General features: G+C 59.2%; 19 protein-coding genes and 1 tRNA gene. 4 read left to right on the top strand and 16 right to left on the bottom strand.

Annotation, left to right across the window (positions count from 1 at the left end):
• The first annotated feature begins 370 nt into the window (after positions 1-370).
• On the top strand, positions 371-1,567 hold the full coding sequence (locus BN1134_RS15540) for an NnrS family protein (RefSeq protein ID WP_042048326.1): 1,197 nt from the start codon (positions 371-373) through the stop codon (positions 1,565-1,567).
• On the opposite strand, the gene BN1134_RS15545 is transcribed toward BN1134_RS15540, so the two are convergent.
• A complete protein-coding gene (locus tag BN1134_RS15545) occupies positions 1,564-2,136 on the bottom strand; it encodes a helix-turn-helix domain-containing protein (protein WP_042048327.1) in 573 nt (190 codons plus the stop codon). The genes BN1134_RS15540 and BN1134_RS15545 overlap by 4 nt on opposite strands.
• 78 nt (positions 2,137-2,214) lie before the next feature.
• Between BN1134_RS15545 and BN1134_RS15550 the strand changes: the two genes are divergently transcribed.
• The gene (locus tag BN1134_RS15550; protein ID WP_042048328.1) at positions 2,215-3,381 is read left to right on the top strand and encodes a benzoate/H(+) symporter BenE family transporter; all 1,167 of its coding nucleotides are present in this window, start codon (positions 2,215-2,217) and stop codon (positions 3,379-3,381) included.
• Positions 3,382-3,428: 47 nt separating this feature from the next.
• Here BN1134_RS15550 and BN1134_RS15555 read toward each other — a convergent pair whose 3' ends face one another.
• The 6 genes from BN1134_RS15555 to BN1134_RS15580 are packed head-to-tail and all read right to left on the bottom strand — an operon-like array spanning position 3,429 to position 8,676.
• Positions 3,429-4,085 carry an HAD family hydrolase gene (locus BN1134_RS15555; protein WP_042048329.1) on the bottom strand — a complete coding sequence of 219 codons (657 nt, stop codon included), beginning with the start codon at positions 4,083-4,085 and terminating at the stop codon, positions 3,429-3,431.
• Complete coding sequence (locus tag BN1134_RS15560) at positions 4,085-5,095, bottom strand: ABC transporter ATP-binding protein (protein ID WP_042048330.1); 1,011 nt, start codon at positions 5,093-5,095, stop codon at positions 4,085-4,087. Before BN1134_RS15560 ends, BN1134_RS15555 begins: the two co-directional genes overlap by 1 nt.
• A gap of 6 nt (positions 5,096-5,101) precedes the next feature.
• Positions 5,102-5,893 (bottom strand): ABC transporter permease, encoded by a 792-nt coding sequence (locus BN1134_RS15565; RefSeq protein WP_042048331.1) that lies wholly within the window; start codon positions 5,891-5,893, stop codon positions 5,102-5,104.
• On the bottom strand, positions 5,886-6,806 hold the full coding sequence (locus BN1134_RS15570; protein ID WP_042048332.1) for an ABC transporter permease: 921 nt from the start codon (positions 6,804-6,806) through the stop codon (positions 5,886-5,888). The genes BN1134_RS15565 and BN1134_RS15570 overlap by 8 nt, the downstream gene beginning before the upstream one ends.
• On the bottom strand, positions 6,803-7,618 hold the full coding sequence (locus BN1134_RS15575; RefSeq protein WP_042048333.1) for an alkaline phosphatase family protein: 816 nt from the start codon (positions 7,616-7,618) through the stop codon (positions 6,803-6,805). Before BN1134_RS15575 ends, BN1134_RS15570 begins: the two co-directional genes overlap by 4 nt.
• An 11-nt stretch (positions 7,619-7,629) precedes the next feature.
• Entirely contained in the window at positions 7,630-8,676 is a 1,047-nt protein-coding gene (locus tag BN1134_RS15580) for an ABC transporter substrate-binding protein (RefSeq protein ID WP_042048334.1), read from the bottom strand.
• Between the two features lie 186 nt (positions 8,677-8,862).
• On the opposite strand from BN1134_RS15580, the gene BN1134_RS15585 reads away from it, so the two are divergent.
• On the top strand, positions 8,863-9,597 hold the full coding sequence (locus BN1134_RS15585; RefSeq protein ID WP_042048335.1) for a UTRA domain-containing protein: 735 nt from the start codon (positions 8,863-8,865) through the stop codon (positions 9,595-9,597).
• A gap of 45 nt (positions 9,598-9,642) precedes the next feature.
• Here the strand turns inward: BN1134_RS15585 and BN1134_RS15590 are convergent, their stop codons facing one another.
• Positions 9,643-10,659 carry an MBL fold metallo-hydrolase gene (locus BN1134_RS15590; RefSeq protein WP_332309664.1) on the bottom strand — a complete coding sequence of 339 codons (1,017 nt, stop codon included), beginning with the start codon at positions 10,657-10,659 and terminating at the stop codon, positions 9,643-9,645.
• Here BN1134_RS15590 and BN1134_RS15595 point away from each other — a divergent pair.
• A complete protein-coding gene (locus BN1134_RS15595; RefSeq protein WP_042048336.1) occupies positions 10,658-11,626 on the top strand; it encodes a GlxA family transcriptional regulator in 969 nt (322 codons plus the stop codon). The two genes, BN1134_RS15590 and BN1134_RS15595, sit on opposite strands and share 2 nt — an antisense overlap.
• Positions 11,627-11,823: 197 nt before the next feature.
• Here the strand turns inward: BN1134_RS15595 and BN1134_RS15600 are convergent, their stop codons facing one another.
• From BN1134_RS15600 to BN1134_RS15635, 8 genes are all read right to left on the bottom strand, one after another.
• The gene (locus BN1134_RS15600; RefSeq protein ID WP_042048337.1) at positions 11,824-12,441 is read right to left on the bottom strand and encodes a YagU family protein; all 618 of its coding nucleotides are present in this window, start codon (positions 12,439-12,441) and stop codon (positions 11,824-11,826) included.
• 488 nt (positions 12,442-12,929) lie between these two features.
• The gene (locus tag BN1134_RS15605; protein WP_156991829.1) at positions 12,930-13,949 is read right to left on the bottom strand and encodes a tetratricopeptide repeat protein; all 1,020 of its coding nucleotides are present in this window, start codon (positions 13,947-13,949) and stop codon (positions 12,930-12,932) included.
• Positions 13,936-17,013, bottom strand: a complete 3,078-nt coding sequence (locus tag BN1134_RS15610; protein ID WP_042048339.1) for a hypothetical protein — start codon at positions 17,011-17,013, stop codon at positions 13,936-13,938. Before BN1134_RS15610 ends, BN1134_RS15605 begins: the two co-directional genes overlap by 14 nt.
• Entirely contained in the window at positions 17,014-17,844 is an 831-nt protein-coding gene (locus BN1134_RS18960) for a DUF4123 domain-containing protein (RefSeq protein WP_084214839.1), read from the bottom strand.
• Positions 17,820-19,907, bottom strand: coding sequence for a type VI secretion system Vgr family protein (locus tag BN1134_RS15620; protein ID WP_084214840.1), 2,088 nt, complete (start codon positions 19,905-19,907; stop codon positions 17,820-17,822). The genes BN1134_RS18960 and BN1134_RS15620 overlap by 25 nt, the downstream gene beginning before the upstream one ends.
• 149 nt (positions 19,908-20,056) lie before the next feature.
• Positions 20,057-20,575 (bottom strand): type VI secretion system effector Hcp1, encoded by a 519-nt coding sequence (gene hcp1 / locus BN1134_RS15625; protein WP_042048340.1) that lies wholly within the window; start codon positions 20,573-20,575, stop codon positions 20,057-20,059.
• A gap of 393 nt (positions 20,576-20,968) precedes the next feature.
• Positions 20,969-21,056, bottom strand: a tRNA-Ser gene (locus BN1134_RS15630).
• 197 nt (positions 21,057-21,253) lie between these two features.
• Positions 21,254-21,706: a type III secretion system chaperone family protein gene (locus BN1134_RS15635; RefSeq protein WP_052449516.1), complete on the bottom strand. Its 453-nt coding sequence runs from the start codon at positions 21,704-21,706 to the stop codon at positions 21,254-21,256.
• Between the last annotated feature and the right edge of the window lie 170 nt (positions 21,707-21,876).

The following is a 21,876-nucleotide window of genomic DNA, read 5'->3' on the forward strand; positions in this document are numbered from 1 at the left end:
GTTGCTGACTTCCAAAGAAGTCTTGCTTGGTCACTTCATCAGACATTGAAATATCAAAAATTGTTTTTGATGCTTTCAATCCTGCGAGTGCCCACACAGATTGCTTGATTCAATTTGTTAAAGAACGTTGCCTTGTCGGCATCCAGCGCGGCATGCCGTGCTGGTGAGGGCGCATTATAGGGATAGCGGCGAGGCTAGCAAGCCCTTTTCTCACCTCGGCGAACCGTTCGCTCACAAAACACCCGAATCAGGCTGTTTTGTTTAAAAACCCACCCCAAAGGCGCCCCTCTACCGCGCATTTTAATTGAACATTTCAGATGCTAGTTTATAATCGACATCTGAAAGCACTATTTCATCTTCAGGAGCCCACATGCACCAGATCCTCGACCGTCAGAAGGAGGAGGCGATCCCTCCCCTGCTGCGCCTCGGTTTTCGCCCCTTCTTCCTGTTCGGGGCGCTGTTCTCGGTCGCGGCCATGCTGCTGTGGTGGCTGCAGTTAACCGGACTGGTGGCATTCCCGGCGCTGACCAACCCCATCTGGTGGCACGCCCATGAGATGTTGTTCGGCTTTGGCAGCGCCATCGTCGCCGGTTTCTTGCTGACGGCGGTGCAGAACTGGACCGGTTTTCCCGGAGTGCGTGGCCCTGTGCTTGGGCTCATCGTCTCGCTCTGGCTGCTCCCACGCCTGCTGCTGCCCCTGCTGGGTAACGACAACCTGCTGCTGATGATGAGCGATCTGATCTGGCTTCCCCTGGCCGCCTTCTACCTGGCCCGCCCCATAGTGCGGGTACGCCAGTGGCGCAACCTCTTCTTCGTTCCCCTTTTGCTGGTGCTCACCGCACTCAACGCCAGCAGCTGGCTGCTCGGGCCTGACTGGCTGCTGACGGAGAAGCTGCTGGTCGCCACCGTATTGCTCTTTACTACCCTGATCGCCGTGATGGGGGGACGCGTCATTCCCTTTTTCACCTCGCGCGCCACCCAGACCACCAAGCCAGAGCCACGAGTGTGGCTCGAGCGCATCGCCCTGGGGTCGCTTTGGCTGCTGCTGATAAGCTGGATCGCGCTGCCCACGTCGCTTCTGCAACAACCGGCCTGGGCGCCGCTCTACGCGCTCGCCGCCCTCGCCCACTTGATCCGCCAATCACGCTGGCGCTGGCGCGCCACCGCAGCCCACCCCCTGCTCTGGTCGCTGCACCTTGCCTATCTGTTTATTCCCCTCGGCCTCGCCGCACTGGGATGGTGGGCGCAGGGCGGCGCCCTGACCTTGTCGAGCGCCAGCCATTTCCTGAGCGCCGGCGCCATGGGGGGCATGATCCTCGCCATGATGGCGCGCGTCTCCCTCGGCCACACCGGGCGAGCGCTGGCGGTCGGCAAGCGCATCAGCGTCGCCTTCGCCCTGCTGCTACTGGCAGCCCTGCTGCGCGCCGCCCTCCCTTTGCTGCTGCCAAGCCAGACGCTCGCCGCCTGGCACGGGGGAGCCTGGGGCTGGGTCATCGCCTACGGTCTGTTTGTCTGGGTCTATCTGCCCATCCTGAGCCAACCCCGCATTGATGGCCGTCCCGGTTAGGGATAACGAATGAGATTATGAAAGCGGGCCGCGGTCTCACCCAGATTGCGATAACCATGGGGGAGATCGGCGGCAAAGCGCACCGCCTCTCCCCGCAACAGGCGGTGCCACTGCCCCTCTATCAGCACCTCCATCTCCCCTTCCAGCACCACCACATGCTCACTCACTCCGCGCTCATGGGGCTCAGACTCGCGCTCATAGCCAGGGAGCAGGGTCAGCTCGAAGAGTTCAAACCCAAGCGTGGGATCAAACGGAAAGAGGGGGGCCACCAGCATGCCCGCCTCGCCCGGCTGGCGGCGCAGGCGTTCCGCCGAGCGAAACAGCGTCGTGGTGGCATCCGGCATGGGGCCATCGAGAAAGCTCGAAAACGAGACCTTAAAGCCAGTGGCTATCTTCCACAGGGTCGCCACGGTCGGACTCGACTCACCGCGCTCAATCTGACCCAACATGGCCTTGCTGACGCCGGTCTCCTGCGCGGTGCGATCCAGGCTCCACCCCAGGGTCTGGCGCAGCTCACGCAGGCGGGCGGCGATCTGCTGGCCCGGGGGGAGGACGAGGGGGTCCGTCATAGGGCATCTCCTTCTTGTGCGTTATAACGCCCATCACTATAGTGAGGGCAATTGTACGTTATAACGCACGGAGCACCCATGCCCTTCTCGCTTTCTCACCTCAGTGCCGGCTTCATGGCGGTGCTGGTCGGCTACACCAGCTCGGTGGTGATCATCTTGCAGGCCGCCGCTGCGGCCGGAGCGGATGCCGCTCAGACGGCCTCCTGGCTGTGGGCGCTGGGGCTCGGCATGGGACTGACCTGTATCGGTCTCTCCCTTTACTACCGCATTCCGGTGCTCACCGCCTGGTCAACCCCGGGGGCCGCCCTGCTGGCCACCAGCTTAGCGGGGGTGAGCCTGGGTGAGGCCATCGGCGCCTTCATGTTGAGCTCGGCGCTGATGGTGCTGCTGGCCTTAAGCGGCAGCGTCGATAAACTGCTGCGGGTGCTGCCCAAACCGTTAGCGGCGGCCATGCTGGCCGGCGTACTGCTGCGCTTTGGCATCAATCTGTTTGCACCGCTGCCCGATGCCCCCTTGCTGATCCTCGGCATGCTGGCCCTCTATCTGCTGGCCAAACGCTGCGTCCCTCACCTGGTCATGGTCGTGGTTCTCATTGGCGGAGCCCTACTCGCCGGATGGCTAACGCCGTTTCACCTCGATGGCGTCACCCTCTCGCTCACCGAGCCGGTGTGGATGAGCCCGCGTTTCTCCTGGCATGCCCTCATCGGGGTGGGGCTCCCACTGTTTGTGGTGACCATGGCCTCCCAAAACCTGCCCGGCATGGCGGTGCTGCACGCCCACGGTTATCACCCCAAGGCCTCCCCCCTCATTGGCTGGACCGGCCTGACTGGCCTGTTGCTCGCGCCATTCGGCGGCTTTGCTTACAACCTGGCTGCCATCACGGCCGCCATCTGCATGGGAAAAGAGGTCGACGAGGCGCCCGCACGGCGCTGGCCCGCCGCCGTCTGGGCCGGGCTCTTCTATGTTATGAGCGGCCTGTTTGCCGCCAGCGTGGTGAGCCTGTTTGCCGCCCTGCCGCCGGCCCTGGTTGCCGCCATCGCTGGGCTGGCACTGCTCGGCACCATCGGCAGCAGCCTGCACAATGCACTGGCCGAAGAGCCCAGCCGCGAGAGCGCCCTCATCACCTTCCTAGTCACCGCTTCCGGGATCAGTTGGCTCGGGATCGGCTCGGCGTTCTGGGGGATCTTGCTTGGCGCCCTGGTGTGGCAGTGGCAACGCAGATCACCGCCTCCCCTCTGCCGCTAAGAAACCACACAGGCCCTACCGGGCCTGTTTATTTCTCCCCCATGTTCTCACTCAAGACGGGGCTTATCCCACTCCAGCACCGGCCAATGGCGCGCCTGCGCCAGCTCGCGCAAGGCCTTGGCCGGGTTGGTGGCGTGGGGAAATTCGGCCCATTCGAGCAGGGGCAGATCGTTGATCGAATCGCTGTAGGCAAAGCTGCCGGCGCTGGCCTCGCCGAAGCATTCACGCAGGCGCGCCACCTTGCCTTGGCGAAAGCTCAGCACCCCGCACGTCTCACCGATGAGCCGTCCATCCACCATCTCCAGCTCGATGGCGATACAGTGATCCATCCCCAAGGCGCGGGCCACGGGGGCAACGATGTGTTCGCCGCTGGCGGAGATGAGCACCAAGGTATCGCCCCGCCGCTGGTGCCAGGCGATGCGATCGAGCCCCTCGCGGTAGAGGCGCGGCAGCAGCCACTGCTCGCAAAAGTGCTGACCGTGGCCGTCGACCCAGGCGCGCGCCTTGCCGGCCAGCGGCGCCAGGGTGAAGGCCATGTAGGCGTGCATGTCCATCTTGCCCTGGTGGTAGAGGTTCATCATGGCCTGCTCGCGGGCCAGCATGTCGGCTGGGGCCAGCCCCTGCTCCACCAGGTATTCGAGCCACAGACTGGCGCTGTCGCCGCGCAGCAGGGTCTCATCGAGATCAAACAGGGCCAGCGCCATCACGCCACCTCACACAATTGGTCAAGCGGGATCACCAGCTGTAGCGGACGTCCCACGGGGTGCAACTCCTTGGCGCTGCGGTTGAGGGCATCGACGGTGAAGTCGGTGTCACCGCAGCGCACCCGATAGCGTACCACGTTGCCAAGCAGCTGCGCCTCCTCCACCACGGCGGGCAACACCCGCCGCCCCTCCCCCTCGGCGGCGCACTGGGCCAGGCTCAAGGTCTCGGGGCGCAGGGCCACGGCGCGCGCAAAGGGGCGCCCCAGCAGGCGGCTGGCGATCTCGGGTTCAAGCAGGTTGTAGCTGCCCATAAAGCCCGCCACGAAGCGGCTCGCCGGGCGGGTGTAGATCGCCTCTGGAGTGCCGGCCTGAACGATGCGCCCCTGCTCCATCAAAAAGACCCGATCCGAGAGGATCATCGCCTCCTCCTGATCATGGGTGACAAACAGGGTGGTGAGCTCAAGCCGGCGCACGATGTCGCGAATTTGGCTGCGCAGCACCCGGCGGATCCGCGCATCGAGGGCCGAGAGCGGCTCATCGAGCAACAGGATGCGCGGGCGCACCACCAGGGCGCGGGCCAGAGCCACCCGTTGGCGCTGGCCACCGGAGAGGGCCGCCGGGTAGCGCTCGGCTAGGTGGGCAAGCTCCACCAGCGCGAGGGCCTCACGCACGGCGCGATGCAATTCGCGCCCCGGCTGCGGCTTCATGCGCAGGCCGAAGGCGACATTGTCATAGACCGTCATGGTCGGAAACAGGGCATAGCTTTGAAACACCATGCCGATGCCGCGCTGCTGCGGCGCCAGGTGGGTGATTGCCTCCCCCGCCACCTGAATGCAGCCGCCGTCGACCTCGGTCAAACCGGCGATGGCGCGCAGCAGGGTCGACTTGCCGCAGCCCGAGGGGCCGAGCAGGGTGACCAGCTCTCCCTTGCGGATACCAAACTCGATGCCGGCAAACACCGGGGTGTCGCCGTAGGACTTGTGCAGTTGACTCACTTCGAGATGAAACATGGGATGTCACCGACTAAAACGGTTGGCCGCCCAGGTGAGCACCAGGGTCAGCAGGAAGTAGCTCATCACCAAGGCACTGGTGAAGTGGCCCGAGGTGGAGCGCATGTTGTAGAGGTAGACCTGCAAGGTTTCATAGCGGGTGCCCACCAGCATGTTGGCAAACACGAACTCCCCGAGCAGGAACGAAAGCGACAGGAACAGGGCCGAGAGCAGCCCCTTGCGCAGGCACGGCAGCACCACCCGCACGAAGGCCACCGGGGTGGTGGCGCCGAGCAGATGGGCCGCGTCCATCAGATCCTTGAGCGGGATCGCCTGCAGGTTGTTGGCCAGCGCCCGGTACATGAAGGGGAGCATGATGGTAAACCAGGTGCCGATGAGGACCCAGGGGGTGCCGACCAGCGAATCGGCATAGATCTGCAAGAGCCCCACCGACGAGACCACGGGGGGCACGGCAAAGGGCACCAGGATCAGCAGGTTCATCCAGGGATCGAGGCGCGGCGCGTAATAGAAGATGACCAGCACCAGGGGTACCAGCACCAAGGTGCCGAGCAGGAGCGTCCCAAAGCAGACCAACAGACTGCGGCCAAAGGCGGCCAGAAAACGGGGATCGCTCCACAGCTTGCCGTACCAGGCCAGTGTCAGATCGTCCGGCAGCAGGGTCGCCCCCCAGCGGCTCGACAGCGAATAGAGCAAGGTGGCGAGCAGGGGCAGCAGCAACAGGGCGGTCAAGGCCCATAAGCTGGCACGAGCCCAGTGCGGCGGCGAAGGGGGACTCGCGGCGTGAGAGACATCAGCCATGGGTGGCCTCCTTGTGGCGCTGGGCGCGGCGAATGAGCCATTGATTCAAGGCCGTGACCAGGCTCAAGCCGGCCATCAGCCAGACCGCCAGCGCCGCGGCGAGGTTGGGCTCGAGGAAGATGTCCCCCGACACCAGGCTGGCGATGCGGATGGTCACCAGATTGATATTGCCGGTGGTGAGCGCATAAGCCGAGGCGTAGGCCCCCACCGCGTTGGCAAGCAGGATGATAAAGGTGGCCAGTAGCGCCGGGGCCAGCACCGGCAACGCCACATGCCACACGTAGCGGGCGCGGGAGGCCCCGAGCAGGGCCGCCGCGTCGCGCCAGTCATCTTGCAGGGCGTCGAACGCCGGATAGAGCAGCAGCAGGGCCAGCGGGATCTGGAAATAGGTGTAGATGAGGATAAGGCCGCTACCCGAGTAGAGGTTAAACCCCTCAATAACTCCCCACTGGCGCAGCAGCAGGGTCAGGGCGCCATTGACCCCCAGCACAATGATGAAGGCAAACGCCAGCGGCACGCCGCTGAAATTCCCGGTCATGGTGACAAAGGCGAGCATCACCCGGCGCACCCGCTCGCCGCTGTGGCGCAGGGCCGCCGCCCCTAGGGTTGCGATGGCAAGCCCCAGAAGGCTCGACCAGAGGCCAATTTTCAGCGAGTTGCCAAACGACTGGCGATAGAAGGGGGAGTCCCAGATGGCGCGATAGTGAGAGAGCCCCACCCCGTCCGAGGTCTGCACGCTGCCCACCAGCACCCAGATAAGCGGCGCCACCTGAAACAGTAAAAACAGGGCGGCGAAGGGCAGCAGCCAGAGAAACGGCAACCAGCGGCGAATCGGGCGCACGCGCTGTACTCTGATGGGCCGGGTGGCTGACGGCGCGGTGCGGCGCACTGTCGTATCCTGTTGTGTGGTCATCGCCCCTCCCCTGCTAACAGCCAGGGGAGCGCCGCCTTGTCGTGTTCAAGGCCCAGCAGATCGGCCAACAAGCCACACAGGGACGTTTGCGGGATGGCCCGCTCGGGGGCGCCATGATCGAACGCCGCCCCCAACAGCCACAGTGGCACCTGCTGCTCTTCATCCAACGTGCCGCCGTGAGTGCGATCGCTATTCATGCCGTGATCGGCGGTCACCACCACCTGATAGCCGGCGGCGAGCCAATGGGGCAGCACGCCCGCCAGCAGCGCGTCCATCTTGCGGGCGCGGTTGCGATACTCGGGCGAGTCGAGGCCAAAGCGGTGGCCCGCATCGTCCACCCCCATGGGGTGCACCAGCAAAAAATCGGGGTCGTGAAGGGTGCGCAGCGCCTCGGCATCGGCCAGCAGGTGGCTGTCGGGGTAACCGTCGTCCCAATAAAACAGGCCGTGCTGAATAGGCAGCGCGTCGTCATGGGTGAACCGATGGCGCTCTTGCCAGGGGCTGACGTTGTAAAGCTCGCTCACCCAGTAATAGGCGGCCGCCGCGGTGCGGCGCCCCTGGCGAGTGGCGAGGTGAAACAGGGAGATCTGGGTCGAAAGGCGGCTCACCCCGTTGTGGGTGATGCCGCTTTGCAGCGGGCTCGCGCCGGTCAGCAGGCACTCGTAGAGGGGGCGCGAGAGGGAGGGCAACTCGCACGCGAGGCGATGATGACTCCCCTGCCCCGCCGCCACCAAGGCGGCAAGGTAGCCCATGCCATGGGCTACCCTGGCCGACAGGCCGTCCACCAACACCAGGATGACCTTGTGTCGCATCACACGCTCCTTTACTGCATGTGGATCATGACGCGCTCCTGCCACTGGCGCGGCAGGGCCTTGGAGCTTTGCTCCCAGGCGGCGTGATCGGTCACCGGCTTAGCGCTGGCGTATTGCCCGGCCGGCAGCAGCTTGGCCTTGACCTCGTCCGGCAGCACAACATTGCTACGAATGGGGCGGGCGTAGCCACGGGCCAGGTTGATTTGGCCGGCATCGGAGAGGATGTATTCACGGGCCAGCTTGGCGGCGTTGGGGTTCTTGGCCCACTTGTTGATGAGGGTGGTGTAGCCCGCCATCACCGAGCCGTCACTTGGGATCACCACGTCAAACTTCTTGGGATCGATCTGGTCGCGGTAGTTGAAGGCGTTGAAGTCCCACAGCACCCCCACTTCCACCTCGCCCTTTTCGATATTGGCGATGGTGGGATCGTTGAGCGACAGCCGCCCCTGCTGGGCCAGCTTGCCGAACAGATCCAGCGCCGGTGTCAGGTTCTTCTCGCTGCCACCGGTGGCAAACGCCGCCGCCAGCACGCCGTTGTTGGCCTGGGAAGCCACGCCCACATCCCCCAGGGTCACCTTGTAGCTGCCATCGAGCAGGGAGACCCAGGAGGTGGGGCTCTTCTTCACCAGATCCTTGTTGATGAGAAACGCGATGGTGCCGGTGTAGGCCAGCATCCAGTGGCCGTCGGCGTCCTTGGCCCAGTTCGGGATATCCGACCAGGTGGAGGGCTTGTAGGGCTGGGTCACCCCCTGCTGCACCGCGATCGGGCCAAACGCCCCACCCACGTCGCCGATATCGGCGGTGGCATTCTCTTTTTCGGCGGCAAACTTGGCGATCTCCTGGGCCGAGCTCATGTCGGTGTCCTGGTGCTTGATGCCATAAGTGCTGCCGAGCTGCTGCCAGGTCTCCTTCCAGTTGGCCCAGCTGTCGGGCATGCCGATGCTATAGAGCTGCCCTTCCTGGCGGGCGGCCTTCTCGATGTCGGCAAGTGCATTGGCGGCCAGGGCCGGTTGCAGGCTGGCCATCACGGCCAAGGCGGTCACGAGTGGTGCGTTCATCATCCCATCCTTCTGGACTAGGTCAGTTAAGGTCAGAAGGGATGCTAGGGGCCGAAAATGACGGTGACGGGGCAGTTTGATGGCGTTTTGGTGACAATCGGTGCCGCTTTAACCGAACGACTGCCCTGTCACCCCTCTGTCACGGTCAGCGGGTATCTCTGCTCTGGCCTAGTCCAAGGAGCCCTTATGACCTTTGCCATCGAACCCGGTCCCGCGCGCAAGAGCGAGCGCATTGCCCATGCCCTGCGCGATCTGATCCTGCGCGGCGCCCTCGCACCAAGCGAGCAACTCCCGGCGGAGCGGGCCCTGAGCGAGCGCTTTGCCACCACCCGCATCACGGTGAAAGAGGCGCTGCAATGGCTCGAGGCCGAGGGGCTCATCTACCGGGCCGAGCGGCGCGGCTGGTTTGTCTCCCCTGCTCGCCTCACCTATGAGCCGGCGCGCCACCTGCACTTTCACCACTGGATCCACAGCACCGCACGCCATGCCACGACCCGCTTGCTGGGGCTGACCCAACGCTTGGCCGGCGCCGAGCAGTGTGAGTGGCTCGCGGTGGCGCCGCTCACGCCTCTGGTCGAGATCCGGCGGCTGCGCACCATCGACGCGCGCCCTGTGCTGCACGTGACCCACCAACTGCTGGCGGCGCGCTTTGTCGGGATAGAAAACGAAGATCTGGAAGGGTCGCTCACCGAGCTCTATGCCCGGCGCTTTGGCATAGCGCAGGGTCAGGCCACCCTGGAGATTGAGGCCACCGCCGCCCGCGGCGAGGTGGCTCGCTGCCTGAACCTCGCCGAAGGGAGCCAGGTGCTGTGCATTCGGCGCCGCAACTGCGATCCTTTCGGCCAATTGGTGGACGGCGACATTGAGCACTGGCGCACCGATGCGATCCGGATCCGTTTTGAAAGCAGCGTAAAAGAATGAAGCCGTTATGACGTTCAGGGGCGGGAAAGCCCGCCCCTGCCGAGATTAGAAGTGCATGGTTTCACCATCGGCGGGAATACGCACACGCTCTTGCATGCCGTGCTGCTGAACGTGATCCCGAAGCGCTTTTCGACTTAATGTCATGTGGTTGATGGCTTCCATATGGGTGGCGACGATCACCGCCTGCGGTGCCACGTGAGCGGCATGAATGATGTCGTCTTTACCCATGATGATGGAGCCGGTATAGCCCGCCATGCGCGCATCGCCGGCGTTGATGACAATGACGTCGGGATTAAATTGGGCCAGCGTGTGATCGACATCTTTTTGCCAGATGGTATCACCCACAAAATAGATTGTTTTCGCACCTCGAGCGTGGAAAACCACCCCCATGGCTTCGCCCAGCAGCGCGGCAGCCTGGGGATTGGCGTACATCTCATCCGTGCCGTGTTGACCACCGATCTTCGTCAGATGAACCCCCTCAAAGAGGGTGTCTTCATTGAGAATGCGAACATTGCGATAACCCTGATCACGAATGATCTTGGCATCCCCTTCATGCTGCACAAATACAGGGAGATCTTTAGGGATCGCATTATTATCCCCCCCATCCCAATGATCCAGATGGGTGTGGGTGACGATCACCGCATCGACACTTTTCATGATGTCATTCACCGGCATCGGCAGTTCAACCAACGGGTTGCGTAATTCGCTGTGAAAGGTGCCCGCAAAACCGGGATAGGCTCCTTTCTTGGCGAGAAAAGGGTCGAGCAAAAAGATTTTCCCGGCATAGGTGATCTTCGCGGTTGCATTACGAATCTGCTGTATTTGCACCACCTGGTCAGCCACGTTTTCTGTGGTTTTCACTGCGTCTTGAGCAAATACACTCCCGGCGAGGACACTCATGGAAATGGCGATGGCACGTATTGCGATCATGGGTTGCATATTGCGGCTCCACATAAGTAGTGAGGTGAGACCGTATTGTGAATGGGCCAGGCGCCATTTAATATTGACCTGAAAGACAAGCTTCGACACATTTGGGCCACCATCATAGAGAAACAGCACCATGTCTGATGCCGTACCCGTGGTCGCGCTGATCACCTACCCCCGCTTTAGCCCCTTCCACTTTGCAGTGCCGTACTTGGTGTTCAGCGCAGAGCTGCCCACCCAACCCCTGTTCGACCTGAAGATCGTCTCATCGGGCGCACCAAGCCTGGTGGCTGAACGGGCATTAACGGTGCAACCCGATGGCGGGCTCGAACTCACAAAAACGGCTGACATTCTGATCGTCCCCGGCTGGCACGACCTCAACGAGCCGCCCGCCCCAGATCTGACGGAGGCATTATTGTCTGCCCATGCCAGGGGGGCTCATGTGGTGGGATTGTGTTATGGCGCCTACGTGCTCGCGTATGCCGGGCTCCTCGATGGCAAACGGGCTTCGACCCACTGGATGGCAGAGCAAGATTTTAGCCAGCGCTTTCCAAGCGTCACCCTCGATATGAATGCACTCTATGTCGAAGACAACCGGGTGATCACCTCGGCCGGCACCGGGGCCGGGCTGGATTGCTCTTTGCATATAGTGCGAGAGTATTACGGGCACCAGATTGCAAATAAAATTGCGCGTACTCTGGTCATTCCCCCTCACCGAGAAGGGGGCCAGGCCCAATTTATTGAGCAGCCGATAGCCTCATCAACCCAAGACGCCCAAATCAATCTGCTGCTCGATTACCTGCGAGAAAACCTTGCCCTGCCTCACTCTATTGATGAATTGGCCAGGCGAACCACCATGAGCCGGAGAACCTTCACGCGCCACTTTCTCAAGGCCACCGGCTTACCGCTCGGTGATTGGCTCGTGAATGAGCGGCTGCAACGGGCGCGTGAACTGCTCGAAACGACGTCATTATCTATCGATAAAATCGCCGAGCTGACCGGATTTCAAACATCCGTGTCATTTCGCCAGCACTTTAAGAAAAAATGTCAGATCAGCCCCCGAGGCTGGCGCCAGGTATTCGGAAAGAGCCGCGCGGCGAAATAGTGTTCGCCTCTCCTTCTTACTTACTCTTTTTGGCATTGCGCCGTCGATGACGCCCACTGACAAGATGGGGGGGATGGATCATTGAGGTCAACATCATCCCCTCATTGCTTTCGATCCCCATCCAGCACCACAGACTTCTCATATAAAAGAGCCGGCCCCAAAGGGGCCGGCTCTTTACCATGCATCGGCACGCCATATTATCGGCTGGCCGACCCCAGCGGAATTTCCGGATCGGGCTCGTGAGTGATGCGGTTACGCAAATCACGGCGGATGATCTCAATCGACCAGAACCAGACCAGGTGGCCGACGATCTCCGAGACATGCTCATACCAAGGCAGGCTAAGCAGCGGCGGGGTCAACCCCATCAGCGGGAAGGAGATCATGTGAACAAACAGCTGTGCCAGCGCACCGGCCAGCAGGCCTTGCCACAACTTGATCTTGGGGAAACGCTCGGCAACGACGCAATACCCCACGGCAAACACGATTGAGAAGAGGATGTGCGTCACCCCAACCCAGTTAAATACGTGGCCGGCGAAGGTGTAGACCGCCTCGTTGGGATCGGCAATCCCCAGCCAGTCGCGCAAAAAGACATAGGGCGGGTTGAGGAAGTTACGCGAACAGTCGATCTGGTCGGCGGCACGCAGCAGCGACTCAGGGGCGCAAGCACTGTTGAAGAGGTCGCTCGGGCTGCGCGGTGGCAGGGGATTTTCCGCCCCCCACTTTACAAAGGCAGAGACGATCCCGGCGATAAGGCCGATAAAGGCCGCCAGCCCATAACGACGGCGCGATGGGGGCGTTTGCTCAAAAATATTCATATAAGCTCCAACAGATAAGAGGTGAGTGCGAAACAGACATCAAGGCAATCCCATAATGCACGTTCTGGCAATTTCATCAGCGCCCCACATAGGCACGCCAATCGCCCTTGACAGAGAAAAGAGAGTCCGTCTGCATGCGCCGCCGGAGTGTAACCGAAGTGAGGCCCTGTTCGAAACCATCTTTACCTTATGGGCACGAGATGGGGGCCTCCAAGGACAATCAGGGGCACCACGCCGCCATAGTGAGGGATGAAGATGAACCGACCGCTTGCCAAGGGATATGGTTCACGCAAGGCTTGGGAGAAACAGCAACGCCGCCATGCCGCCATCCCTCTGTTGGAGTGGACAGGATATAGGCACAGCAAAAACCGCACGCAAAGAAAAAGCCCAAGCTGAATCGCCACCTGATGGGCACAAAGCTGATGCGGCGCCTTCCCTGGCCATTAGCCTTGCCTGTCAGGTGGTTTTTGCAGTCATAATAAGCTCTGTTACATTCCGAATTCTAGGAAGTAACTTCTAACTTGATGCGTTTTCATCCATTCGTTAGCCCAAGATTTAGCCTCTTCAATTTCGTTCTCAGAGAGTTTTTTTTCAAGAAGACTGAGTTCTTTAACAGAACGAGAATAGGCTGACTCCTCAGTTTCTGGCGGTAGTTGATGGGTTAATACATATAACCAAGCGTAAGCTTTTTTATTGCTTTGCATATCAGTAGGAATTGGAATGGTAAACTCATCGCCTCCCATCAGATAAGTGCTATAGATCCTTATCGAGTTAATATTTCCTGTATTGGCTGCACGTTCGAGCCAAGCCAGCATTCCAACAATATCTTTGTCTTTCTCAGCATAGCTGGACATAACCTCCATCGCCTTGGGATGGCCATGATTGGCGGCTTGTTCTGTCCAATAACGTTCAGCTTTTTCACGGGAGCCAGGGATAAGGTACCAACTGCAGCCACTTCGGATGTCATTTGCTAAATTGAACTGAGCTCCTGCATCCCCTTTTTGGGCTGCCTTCTCAAGCCATTTACATGCACCATTATCATCATTTTTTAATGATAGGAGGAAAGAATATGTCTTCAACCCCTCGATATCACCTTCTTCAGCCAGTTGCTTGGATTTCTTAATCAGCTTGTCAGACCAACCACCATCACCTTGATGTTCAGCTAATGTTGAGTCAAGCATGACATTTTCACCGATATTAGAAAGGGCTAGCATCCCACAAAGCCCCCCTAACTCAGCTGCTTTTTTAAAGTATTTTTGTGCATCAGCGTTAACAATCAAAGATGTGCCTTGATAGCCGCTGGCAATGGTACAGAGCGCTTTAATATTTCCTGCATTAGCTGCTTGCCACATCAGGTCCAGCCCTTTATCCCACCCTTGTTCATAGGGGATAACCGCTTGTTGATAAAGCTCATCTGCTGTCACCACCTTATTTGTAGCTACGCTTTCAAATGAGACTGCGATCAACGAACCCAACACGAGCATTGAAAATTTATTAACTCTTAACATTCCACCCGTCCTGAATCTGAGAGCGACCATACGTATTAGAGATCTTGTAGTTAGGTTGTGCATTTTCCCAACGCATATTTGATAACACATTGCGAGCTCGCCGATACTTTATTAATGTTGACTTAAGGTCATCATTTCTACTGTCCGCAGGCAAAGCCATATATTTATCTAGTGTACTAAGGTTACGCTTATAAGCACCAATCTGATCTTGCACATTGATATCGGTCATGCGGCTTATCGCCTCTTGAAACTTATGGCAATTATCAGTAGTAGCTTTACCGCTATAGAGCCAATCAACCAAGCGCGCAATGGTCATTTGCTGCAACACATGGGTCTCTTTATCCGATAAATTGACAGGGGGATTGTTCAGCCTCAGTACTTTGGAGTTTGCCACCAAGGTACCCAATAACGACCCCAATGCCTCCGGCAGTAGACCGTTGGCCCACACTTTAAGCTTGGCTTCCGTTGCTGCATTTGCCTTGGCATCACCAGCCGTATCCGGGCGTAATGCCGGATTGGGATTACGTGGTTTAGGCAGCAAGTGACCCGACAACGTCCACGCCACCAGACCCGCATTCTGGCTACGATTGAGCTTGCCGTAAATCCTGTCGACAAAGTCTTTCTCTGCCGCCACTATCTGGCCAATATTGACTCCCAGCAGCAGAGCCAACTGACTGGCCCTGGAGAGCCGCTGATAGCTCTCCTCATCGGCGAAGACTTCGACCCGCTCGTAGTTGCAGCGGCGCAGCAGATCCTGAAACATGGCCACTACATAACCGGTAGATTGCCAATCCACTTCAAACTCAAAATAGCCCTTGGCCTTGGCGCTGCCTCCCAGCACACCGGCCTTGACCCCCAACCGCATCCGGTTATTGCGCCAGCTCAGGATAAAGGGGAACTCGCTCAGCGTGTCCTTGATTTCAGCCTTCAGCCCGGTGGTAGCCTTGCACAGCTGCAGCGGCAGCTTAGCCTCTTCGGCCACAATGCCTAGACGCTTGATCATGCTGCTATCTGGACGCCAAAGCAGGCGTCCTGACAGACTGCAGCCCACCTCAGCCCCAACCTCGGCGGTAAATTCCCCCTTCTCTTCAGCCTTGACCGCCACATCGAGCCCACTGAGGCTAATTCCACCGACGCTGGCATTGAGCGATGCCTCGCGGCCAGCCTTGAGCATGGCGCCCGCTTTGCCCCACGCCTTGGCGTGGACATCTACGGCCCAGGTGCCCAGATTGATCTGGTATTTGTTGCCACTCTTGGGGGCGATCAGGGTTGCTATCGTGGGCTTCGCACCTCGTGGCAAGGTGATTCTGAACAGGTCGATCTCCCCGCGCAGAGGATAAAACTCTGCAGTAACCGACAAGCTGGCGCTCGGCCCAGGCATGGAGATGGTGCCGTCCTGATAGGTCAGCGTCATTGGCGGAGGGTCTATCTTGCCGGAGCTGCTGAGCTTGCCCTTCCAGTCGCTGTAACTCATCATCCGCATCAGCTGCGCTTGGGGTGACTCATCAAAGGGACCAAACTCCACCTGCTTGTCAGAGCGATAGAGCAGTGTGCCAAGGTGTCCCGCAAAGCGGCTACGCCACGACTCCAGCGCAGTCACCTTGATATTCTTCTGCTCCAGATAGTCGGCCACCTTGTCAAAATTGAGGGCGCCACTCTCTTTGTAAAACCAGCCCTTTTGCAGGGGGAGAGGGGTAATGCCATCTTGTGCCAGCAGGGCGAGCAGCACCGGATCCTGCTCCAGTTTGAGCAGATCACCCGCCCGTTCCTTGACCTTGTCTACCGGCAACTGCCAGAGGCTGAAGTAGCTGAGTGGCTCTACCGATAATGCCGCTGAGCAGATCTCGCGCAGCGGATAATCCCCCTTGGTCAATACGTCCATGGGTTGGCGCTGATATTCCCCCTCCCATGCCAATACCCGAGGAGGAACTTGGCGAGAGCAGGCTAACAGAGCTCTTTCGTACAACTCGTTCGCTTGCTTGTGGGCAGCATTGATGGCGTCAAGCTGACGCTGAAACATCTGCTGGGGTGGCAACAAAGGATTCTCTTTGTCGCTGCTGGAGGCATAACCGCTATCGAGCGCGGTCAAGAAGGCCTTGGTGGTCTTCTCCAGCTCCTCTTCGGCCTGCTTTTTCTTGGCCAGATAGGCGTACCAACTGGCGTAGCACTGATCTCCGGCCACACACCCCTCTATGCCGCTCAGAGCAAACTCAGGCACCGCGACCCCGAGCGCGCCAAGCTCGCTGATGCAGCGATTGAGGGTCTGCTGGGCCGCAGTCATCTTGGCCAGGGTTTCCTGACGATGGCTAAACCAATCGTCACTCGGCCACATCAGGTAGTTGCTGTGCTCCTGCATCAGGGTCTGGGTTTTCAGCACCGCCTGTCGCAGCGATTCAATCTGCTCTGCTGGAGGCTTTTCTGCCACAAACGTGGCTCGGGCCTTGTTGTATTGCGCCAGCAATTTGCCAATCTTGACCTGACGCGGGTCATAGTAGTGGCCATTGTTATCGACTTCATACCCTTGCGCCTTGGCTTGCTCTATCCCCTGACGTTTGAGCTGCTCCAGTTGAGCAATACGTTTTGCATCCTCAGCAGCATGATTGCTAACTCGCTTGTACACCGCTGCTTGGCTGTTATCTCCATAGGGTGAAAAGGTTAGGCTGGATGACCTACTAGCTTGAATGCTGTTCCACTCCTGCTGCTGGGCCGGGGTCAAGAAGCTGTATGCTGTCGGGCTGATCATCAAGCTATCGAGTTGAATTCCCTGCGCGGCCAGCGCCTGCAGCTTGCTGGATGAGCCCAGCACCTTAACTTCAAACTCACTGACCACCGCTTTTATCTTCTTGAAAGCTTTTTTCTCGACCAGCCAGAAACAGTTAGAGCCACTGACGTAGAAGATATCTTCAAATTCTTTTGCCGAGCAGGGGGATTTGACCGCAGCAAACGACTCATTTGATGCAGCCTCTGGCAACGGAACAAAAGGTAACACGGTCGGTGACTGACAGAGCTCTTCATCAATAACATTGTTCACTACAGGTGACGTAGTCGTGGTTGGTGCGGACATCTATAGCGCCTCCACTGGCTGATGGGTCTGATGCTGCCAAAAACGGTTTGCCACAGCCAGCGGCTCATGACACTCAATATCGAAGGTGGTCAACCACTGGGCCATGCGACCATCTAACACGGGAGCAGGATAATCATTAAGCAGGGTGAGCCAAGGCATGAGCTCCCACTGCTCGGTCAAGCCTTTCTCAATCAGGCATGCAAGCGAAGAGGCAAGACCATAACACAAAGCAGGGTCAATCCGGGCTGCTTGCAAGCTATAAAGCAGGCGGGTTTTCTGGGCCATCGCCAGCAATTCCGAACTCAAACACACCGGTTGTTCAAAGGCGGCTTCGCGCTCAGCGCAGACAATTTCACACCAGCTTGCAGAGCACCAGTCAGGCAAGTACACAGCCTCCAGCGCTGAGCCCACCAATGCCGCATCATACTGGCTGGCATAGAGAGCCAGCCAAATAGCCGGATCATAAAAGCGCAGATAGCTTTGTCCCTGACCGTCTGGCACAGTCAGGAACAGTCTGAAATGGTTAGCCAGCTCTTCACAAGAGAGTGATGATCGAAGCGCAACACCTGCTCGCCTTTCACGTACTTCTGTGAGTAATTTTTCCTTCACTGCAGTATCAGAAGGGAGGCTTAGTAAAAAGGGGCTCACCTCCAATAAGGCTTGATGCTGCGTACCTGCAAACAGCAGTGTTAATTTAGGTTGTTCAATGAGCTGATAGCTCACCTCTTGCGCCTTTTCCCAGCGAGCCGTGTCAACCAACAAGTAGTTGATTGGTAAGCTATCGGGAGACAGCCGATGCAAGGATGTTAACTGTTCCCATCGAGTTTGCATGTGCAGTCCCCCCGTTCACATGTGCCATTAGAGCGCCTGCCACACATGGGCATCGCAACCACCCCGGCTTTTGCAGCGACCAACATGGCCGGGATCATCTCTGGTGTTAGCGGTACAACATAAGGAGCTAATGCTACCCCCATCGGTAGTCCGGGTATCTGACCCGCCCACCCAGAGCCAGAGCCGGGACTGCCGCCCGAGTTCATCTTGATGGTGGGGCCGACCAGGGTAACGCCGCTCGGGTCTACCTTCACAAAACTACCGCCGACTTTGACCGTGATCTCAGCGCCCGCTTCCAGCACAATTTTTTGGCCTGAGTCGAGATGTATCTCCTGACCCGCTTCCACCAACAGCGCCTGGGCAATCTTCTGGTGGAGCGAGGCGTCCACGGTGAGGGAAAAATCGCTCTTGATGTGGTGGCGCTGCTCGCCCTCCACCGTCAGGTGGTCGCTCCCCTTGATGCGAGTCACCCGATCAAAGTCGATGTCGCGGTGCTCGTCGTGCTTGATGTGCCAAGCTACATCGTTCTCGATGAGCACGTTGAGATCTTTCTGACCGTGGATGTAAATCTCTTCCTGGCCGGCCTGATCTTCAAAGCGCAGTTCGTTAAAGCCCTCGCCCTGGTGGGTCTCGGTGCGCAGCACGGTGCGGGTCTTGTTGGCAGGCAGCTCGTACGGCGGCCGGTTGGTGGCGTGATAGGTGCGCCCGGTGACGATGGGCTGGTCGGGGTCCCCTTCCAAAAACGAGACGATCACCTCGTGGCCGATGCGCGGAATGGCCATCATGCCGTACTGGCCGCCAGCCCAACCTTGGCTCACCCGCACCCAGCAGGAGCTCTGGTCGTTGCTCGCGCCATAGCGGTCCCACGGGAATTGCAGTTTGACCCGGCCGTGCTCGTCGCAGTAGATCTCTTCACCCTCGGGGCCCACCACGATGGCGATCTGCGGGCCGTCCACCATCGGCTTATGGGGCGCCTCGGGGCTACCAATACGCGCTCGCCAGGTAGTGCTGGCTTTGACCACGCCAAATTCGTTGTGGTAGACGGTCGGGCCGCTGCCCCCCTCCTCTTCCAGCGCCTGCGGCTGCTCGCCGGTGTGGCGGATATGGACGATTTGCCAGTCGGTGTTGAGGCTGCCGCTCGGGTGTTCGGTTAGCGAGAAGCATTGCCCTGGCAACAGAGCGGCACTGTTGGACTGGCCACAGCCCGCCACCGCGTCATGGCGCAGGGCATCGAGCCGATACTGGGCAAACGCCTTGCCGCTGGCGTCCTGCTTGAAACGGCCGGGGTAGTCGAAATGCTGATAGGTATCGCGCTGATGGTCGAGCTCTGCCCCCTGCTTTTTGTGGGACAGGCTATAAGCCGGGGTCTTGAAGCTGTAGTCCTTGAGCTCGACGTCAGAGGGGCGCACCGATTCGCAATAGTGAAACTGGCGCACATAGGCGCCTTGCTCCAGCGAGCGGTTGCCGAGATTGAAAAAGAGCTCAGGGCCTTGAGTCAGTGCCGCCGCGTCATCGGCAAACACGATGCGATGCTGGCCGGCGTCGAACTCGTGGAAGTAGAACAGCCCCTCCTCGGCGGCGAGGCGGCTGACAAACTCAAGGTCGGTTTCTCGGTATTGGACGCAGTACTCGCGCTGGGCGTGCTCATTTTTCAGGGCAAAGGCGTAGTCGGTGATGCCGGCCTCTTGCAGCAGGATGCTGATGATCTCCTGCGGGCTCTGGCTTTGGAAGATGCGGGCGTTGTGGCGCAGGCCCAATCGCCACAGGGCCGGTTTGACCTCGGCCACGTAGCGGGTGCGGCGAAAGCCGCTGTCCCCTTGGGCAAACTCACTAACCACCCCGCACACCCGCCGTTGCAGCTCGCCGTGGTACCACACCTGCAGCTCGCACGGCTGGTCGAGCACGGCGCCAAAGTCGATATCCGGTTGCGGACTGGCCAGATCAAGATGGAGGTGAAAGGGGCGATTCAACCCCTCGTCGAGTTTAAAACTCGCGACGACGAAGGTGGTGTCGGGCAGCGCCCCCACCTTGACGGTGAACTGAAGTCCGGTCTGGTTGGCCATGGTGGCAAGGCTCCTTTGTGCTTTGTCATTTCACCGCTCGCAGAGGAATGGCAAAGCATAAAAGCTCCGGCGCGGCGCTCACCGCGCCGGAGAAACGGGCCCTTCAGGCCCGATGCACTATATCCACTATCAACAGTGGGAACCGAAGATCAGGCCTCGATCGGCGCACGCCAGTCGTCGGCGCCAGAGGTGCCAGCCACGGTGTGCTCCCAGTCAATCTTGCGATAAGCCATGGAGACCTGGATCAGCTGGGTGAAGTCAGCCTTGGCCGGATCTTGGCAGTGCGGCATCTGGCAGTCGATGTCGACGATGGTGGCATCGGTCAGCACGGTGCTGAAGAAGTGCTCCTGCTTGCCTTCCACGGAGGTGCGGTACCACTTCAAGGTCACCTTCGGCAGCATCTCACCGGACGCCAGGGCGTTGTACATGAGCGGTACGGCCTTGTTCAGGGCCACGGTGAACTTGAACGGCTTGTGCACACGCTGGCCGGACGGCTGACCGGATTGCGGGTCGGTCGGTACGGTCACTTGGTGGTTGAACTCTTGCACCAGCATCTCGTCTTCGTGACCCTGCACGAAGATGTTGCCGACGGACTCAGAGGTGAAGGCACCCGCAGTGATGTTGCCCTGGGTTTTACCTTGGATGCTGATATAACACGGAGTTAGCATGGGTATGCTCCTAATCGATGGATTCAATGAGATAACACTCGTCCATCCCAACGGCAGCAATCATGCCACTTTATTGTTTTGTTATTTATCAATCACTTACAACAAGGCCCATTACAACATCAACACCCACCGCGCAAGATATTGCGTGAAATGCGCATATATACCAGCAAAAATCACTCAGTTGGTTATTTCCACTGCATGGCGAGCAATACATTGCGCATGGCAGCATCATTTACCTGTATCATCGACGCATTCTATCTACACAATATCAATAGTGCCTGCCCCGGCGTGTGATGACATGGTTGAATGCCTCTCACCGCCTAATGAAGGCGCACATCGAAAATCGAGCATAAAGAAAAAGCCCAAGCAATTAAATTGCTTGGGCTTATCATTTGGCGGTGAGGGAGGGATTCGAACCCTCGATACGTTGCCGTATACACACTTTCCAGGCGTGCTCCTTCAGCCACTCGGACACCTCACCAAATTTTGTCAGCGTAATGTTTGCTGGCTGTGCAAAGCACGCGTTGCGCGCTTTTCATATCGACCTTGTCGACCGGCAGCCACTTGGACACCTTGCTCTATTCGTTGCTCCGCGCTGTGCGCCGGAACGGGGCGTACTTTAGGGAAATCCCCTCGCGGCGTCAACCGATTTATGGGCAAGCTGGTCTGTTCGCGCAATTAGTGTACGGCGGCGTTACCAACCGGGATCTCGGGCAGGTTGAGGTAGGCCTCACGCTCACACTCGGCAATGACCTCATGGGTGGCGGCGATGGTGCTGTTGACGAACAGCAGGAACTGCTCGACCGAGAGCCCCGCCTTGGTAAAGACGGTGTGCCCCACCACCAGGCGCGGCAGGCTGTCGTCGGTCACGTCGAGAAACACCTTGAGCGAGGGGTAGTTCATGTTAAGGCGCCCCAGATCGGAGACCACCGCCAGCAGGGCCGAAGGACGCAGCTCCAACTCGGTGGAAAAGAGCAGCCCCTCCTCTTCGACGAAGATGCGGCTCTCCTGCACGCCGTCCACCGACTGCAGGGAGACGATGTGAATGCCGTGGCACTGATCGCAGACATAGTGCTCAACGCGCGCCGTTTGCAGCCAACGCATCACCATTTCGGAACTGGGAGTATTCATGCTTGGGAGGAACTCTTCACTGTGGAGGGGCGCAGTCTAAACCAAATTGTCACAGACCAAAAGCATCGTGCCTTAATCCGCCACTTTACCGTCTCTGTGTGCGACTAACCTACTGAGTCATGGGTAATTTCACACGAACGTCACATCACCGACACCGAATCGACACACCA

Origin of the sequence: Aeromonas simiae, from assembly GCF_000820125.1 — a bacterium.
GTDB lineage: Bacteria > Pseudomonadota > Gammaproteobacteria > Enterobacterales > Aeromonadaceae > Aeromonas > Aeromonas simiae.

Bases quoted from the DNA above. Each gene is read 5' to 3' on its own strand.
- BN1134_RS15540 (WP_042048326.1), top strand. From the start codon at position 371: ATGCACCAGATCCTCGACCGTCAGAAGGAGGAGGCGATCCCTCCCCTG.
- BN1134_RS15545 (WP_042048327.1), bottom strand. From the start codon at position 2,136: ATGACGGACCCCCTCGTCCTCCCCCCGGGCCAGCAGATCGCCGCCCGC.
- BN1134_RS15550 (WP_042048328.1), top strand. From the start codon at position 2,215: ATGCCCTTCTCGCTTTCTCACCTCAGTGCCGGCTTCATGGCGGTGCTG.
- BN1134_RS15555 (WP_042048329.1), bottom strand. From the start codon at position 4,085: ATGGCGCTGGCCCTGTTTGATCTCGATGAGACCCTGCTGCGCGGCGAC.
- BN1134_RS15560 (WP_042048330.1), bottom strand. From the start codon at position 5,095: ATGTTTCATCTCGAAGTGAGTCAACTGCACAAGTCCTACGGCGACACC.
- BN1134_RS15565 (WP_042048331.1), bottom strand. From the start codon at position 5,893: ATGGCTGATGTCTCTCACGCCGCGAGTCCCCCTTCGCCGCCGCACTGG.
- BN1134_RS15570 (WP_042048332.1), bottom strand. From the start codon at position 6,806: ATGACCACACAACAGGATACGACAGTGCGCCGCACCGCGCCGTCAGCC.
- BN1134_RS15575 (WP_042048333.1), bottom strand. From the start codon at position 7,618: ATGCGACACAAGGTCATCCTGGTGTTGGTGGACGGCCTGTCGGCCAGG.
- BN1134_RS15580 (WP_042048334.1), bottom strand. From the start codon at position 8,676: ATGAACGCACCACTCGTGACCGCCTTGGCCGTGATGGCCAGCCTGCAA.
- BN1134_RS15585 (WP_042048335.1), top strand. From the start codon at position 8,863: ATGACCTTTGCCATCGAACCCGGTCCCGCGCGCAAGAGCGAGCGCATT.
- BN1134_RS15595 (WP_042048336.1), top strand. From the start codon at position 10,658: ATGTCTGATGCCGTACCCGTGGTCGCGCTGATCACCTACCCCCGCTTT.
- BN1134_RS15590 (WP_332309664.1), bottom strand. From the start codon at position 10,659: ATGGTGCTGTTTCTCTATGATGGTGGCCCAAATGTGTCGAAGCTTGTC.
- BN1134_RS15600 (WP_042048337.1), bottom strand. From the start codon at position 12,441: ATGAATATTTTTGAGCAAACGCCCCCATCGCGCCGTCGTTATGGGCTG.
- BN1134_RS15605 (WP_156991829.1), bottom strand. From the start codon at position 13,949: ATGTTAAGAGTTAATAAATTTTCAATGCTCGTGTTGGGTTCGTTGATC.
- BN1134_RS15610 (WP_042048339.1), bottom strand. From the start codon at position 17,013: ATGTCCGCACCAACCACGACTACGTCACCTGTAGTGAACAATGTTATT.
- BN1134_RS18960 (WP_084214839.1), bottom strand. From the start codon at position 17,844: ATGCAAACTCGATGGGAACAGTTAACATCCTTGCATCGGCTGTCTCCC.
- BN1134_RS15620 (WP_084214840.1), bottom strand. From the start codon at position 19,907: ATGGCCAACCAGACCGGACTTCAGTTCACCGTCAAGGTGGGGGCGCTG.
- hcp1 (WP_042048340.1), bottom strand. From the start codon at position 20,575: ATGCTAACTCCGTGTTATATCAGCATCCAAGGTAAAACCCAGGGCAAC.
- BN1134_RS15635 (WP_052449516.1), bottom strand. From the start codon at position 21,706: ATGAATACTCCCAGTTCCGAAATGGTGATGCGTTGGCTGCAAACGGCG.